This is a genomic window from Microbacterium sp. P2_F9, from assembly GCF_056403635.1.
Genome location: NZ_JBFUFC010000323.1, coordinates 1 through 2552, shown reverse-complemented (window position 1 = coordinate 2552; position 2552 = coordinate 1). Strand labels below are relative to the sequence as shown.

Annotated in this window: 4 protein-coding genes; 1 reads left to right on the top strand and 3 read right to left on the bottom strand. The window is 71.0% G+C overall.

Going from position 1 to position 2552, the window contains the following annotated elements:
- Positions 1–23 precede the first annotated feature (23 nt).
- Complete coding sequence (locus tag AC1DVT_RS19480; protein WP_477390966.1) at positions 24–803, top strand: LLM class flavin-dependent oxidoreductase; 780 nt, start codon at positions 24–26, stop codon at positions 801–803.
- On the opposite strand, the gene AC1DVT_RS19475 is transcribed toward AC1DVT_RS19480, so the two are convergent.
- The 3 genes from AC1DVT_RS19475 to AC1DVT_RS19465 form a co-directional block, all read right to left on the bottom strand.
- Positions 775–1167: a PRC-barrel domain-containing protein gene (locus AC1DVT_RS19475; protein ID WP_477390964.1), complete on the bottom strand. Its 393-nt coding sequence runs from the start codon at positions 1165–1167 to the stop codon at positions 775–777. The genes AC1DVT_RS19480 and AC1DVT_RS19475 overlap by 29 nt on opposite strands.
- Positions 1154–1570 (bottom strand): hypothetical protein, encoded by a 417-nt coding sequence (locus AC1DVT_RS19470; protein WP_477390962.1) that lies wholly within the window; start codon positions 1568–1570, stop codon positions 1154–1156. Before AC1DVT_RS19470 ends, AC1DVT_RS19475 begins: the two co-directional genes overlap by 14 nt.
- The coding region (locus AC1DVT_RS19465) for an NRAMP family divalent metal transporter (RefSeq protein ID WP_477390960.1) at positions 1567–2552 on the bottom strand (986 nt) is incomplete at its 5' end. The genes AC1DVT_RS19465 and AC1DVT_RS19470, both read right to left, overlap by 4 nt.

The following is a 2552-nucleotide window of genomic DNA, read 5'->3' as shown; positions in this document are numbered from 1 at the left end:
GTTGTGGGGTGCATGCTGGGACGATGAGTGAACGCGCTGTGGTGTCGATCGGGGTGGGCGCGGCGATCGGCCCCGAGCTGGTCGGGCAGCTGGCCCCCGCCATCGAGGAGGCCGGCTTCCACGCCATCTGGGTGAACGACATCCCGGGCGCCGACTCGCTCGCGGTGCTCGCGGCCGCCGCCCGGTCCACGACGCGCCTGACCCTCGCGGCCGGAGTGATCCCGGTCGATCGTCGATCCGCCGACCAGATCGCCGCGACCGTCGCCGAACTGGGGCTGCCGCAGGAGCGCCTCATGCTCGGCATCGGCGCGGGCGGGGCCACCGTCGGCGCGCTCCAGCTCGTCGGCGACGCCGCGACCGAGCTTCGCGACRGGCTCACCGCGCGGATCGTCGTCGGCGCGGTGGGGCCGAAGATGCGGCGGCTCGCGATCGAGCGGTCCGACGGCGTGCTGCTCAGCTGGCTCAGGCCGGATGTCGCAGCGGAGCAGGCCGCCCAGGCTCGGGCCGCGGCATCCGCTGCGCATATCGCTCTCTATGTGCGCACGGCGCTCGACCCGTCAGCGCGCGACCGAATGGACGCGGAGATGCGGCGGTATGCGGCGATCCCCTCCTACGGAGCGAACTTCGCGCGGCAGGGAGCGGTCGCCGCGGAGACCGTCCTCGACGCGAGCGCGCACCCGGTCGACGAGCGTCTGGCGAGCTACCGTGCGGCGGTCGACGAGGTCGTGCTGCGGGTGATCACCCCGACCGACGGCCTGGACGACTGCCTCCGGTTCATCGACGCCGCCAAGGCGCTGCTCTGAGATCGAAGTCGACGCTCAGCCGTCGATCGGCCGTTTCGGATCGAGCGGAATCCGCGGCGGGCGTGACGCCGAGGACCACACCGTCGTCGTCGACCTGGGCGACGCACTCCCACGGCACGATGTGCGAGTCGCGGTGCAGCCAGCGCACGATCGCGGCGATCACGGCCGGGCCGTTCACCGTGCCCCGTTCGTAGCCGTAGTAGGAGAGCCGGCTGTGCGGGCTGACGATGAGGGCGATCAGCTCGAGGTCGCCCTCCCGGCGACCCTGGCGCGCGCCGCGACGGAAGCGCACATCGACCACACGGCCGAGCTCTGCGCCCCCGGGCGCGTGCACGGGCCGATCCAGCAGGTCACTCAGGAGCATGACGGCCTCCCGGGATGCGGGCGATGACCACCTCGCGGAACCAGCGCTCGAGCCACGTGGCATCCAGGTCATCGGCGCGGACGTTCAGCTCCACTGTCGTGTGCAGTCGCGTGACGTCCTGCCATGGGATGCGGTCCCAGCGCGACCGCGGCATGTGCCCGCCGAAGATGCGCGGCAGCACGGCGGCCCCGACGAGCAGGGCCGCGACCGTCGGCGGACCGGTGTGGTCGACGGGCTCGCCGAGCTCGACACCCGCCAGCTCGACATCGTCGACGGTGCTCACCGGCACCCCGTCCCGGTCGATCATCTGCCGGTCCAGCAGATGCAGCTGGGCGTCCACGCCGCGCCCGTCCGGGTCGCGGTACCACTCGAGCGGATGCTGCGGCTTCGTCGCGCGCGTCATGACGACCCCATTCCGGAGGCGATCAGCAGGGGGATGGCCGCGAACGCGGCGATCAGGATGATGACGAGGAACCCGATGCCGAGCCCGTTTCGGATGCGCCCGTTGACGTCGTCGCCCATGTACTGCGGATCGTTGGCGACCACGAGGATCGGGAAGTACGTGAGCGGCAGCGCGACCGCGGAGAAGACGACCGAGAGCTCGGTGACCGTGATCGGATCGACGCCGGTCGCGAGCACTCCCCCGCCGATCAGCAGGCACACGATCATCGCCACGTGGAAGCGCGCGGCCTGCGCCGGCTTGCGGAACTTGCCCCAGCTCCACCCGAAGAACTGCGCGAGCGTGTAGCCGCTGGAAAGTGTGGTCTCCAGCGCGGCGCCGAAGGTCGCGGCGAGGATGCCGACGATCACGAACGCGAGGGCGAGCTGGCCGCCGGCTTGCGCCACCGGCAGCACGACCTGCGACAGGCTCGTCACCTCGATCGCCTGCGGCAGCAGGACGACGGCGGCGCACCCGGCGATGGCGAGTGACAGGATGCCGCCGAGGGGGAAGCCGACGAACACGTTGGCCCGCTCGGTGCCGAGGTCCTTGCGCGTCCACTTCTCCTCCACGGCGCCCGAGGAGAAGAAGAACACCTCGTAGGGCGTCATCGCCGCGCCGAACAGCGCGACCGCGAAGTACCAGTACGAGAGCGGGCTGTCGGATGCCGCGACCCACGGCTGCGTGGCGCCGCTCGCGAGCTGCCCCCAATCCGGCTTGAGCAGGAAGAGGGCGACGACGAACACGATCAGGGTCAGCCCGAGCAGCCCAGCGACGTTCTCCATCGTGCTGAACTTCGTCCGCCAGATGACGATCCACACCCCGAACAGCGCGACCGGAATCCACAGCATCGGGCCCACTCCCGCGGCGAGCTGCAGGGCGAGCGCGATGCCGCCGATCTCGGCGGTGAGCGTGAGCAGGTTGATGAGGAACGACGCCGCGAGAT

Coding starts and splice junctions, on each gene's coding strand:
- AC1DVT_RS19470 (WP_477390962.1), bottom strand. CDS start 1,570: ATGACGCGCGCGACGAAGCCGCAGCATCCGCTCGAGTGGTACCGCGAC.
- AC1DVT_RS19475 (WP_477390964.1), bottom strand. CDS start 1,167: ATGCTCCTGAGTGACCTGCTGGATCGGCCCGTGCACGCGCCCGGGGGC.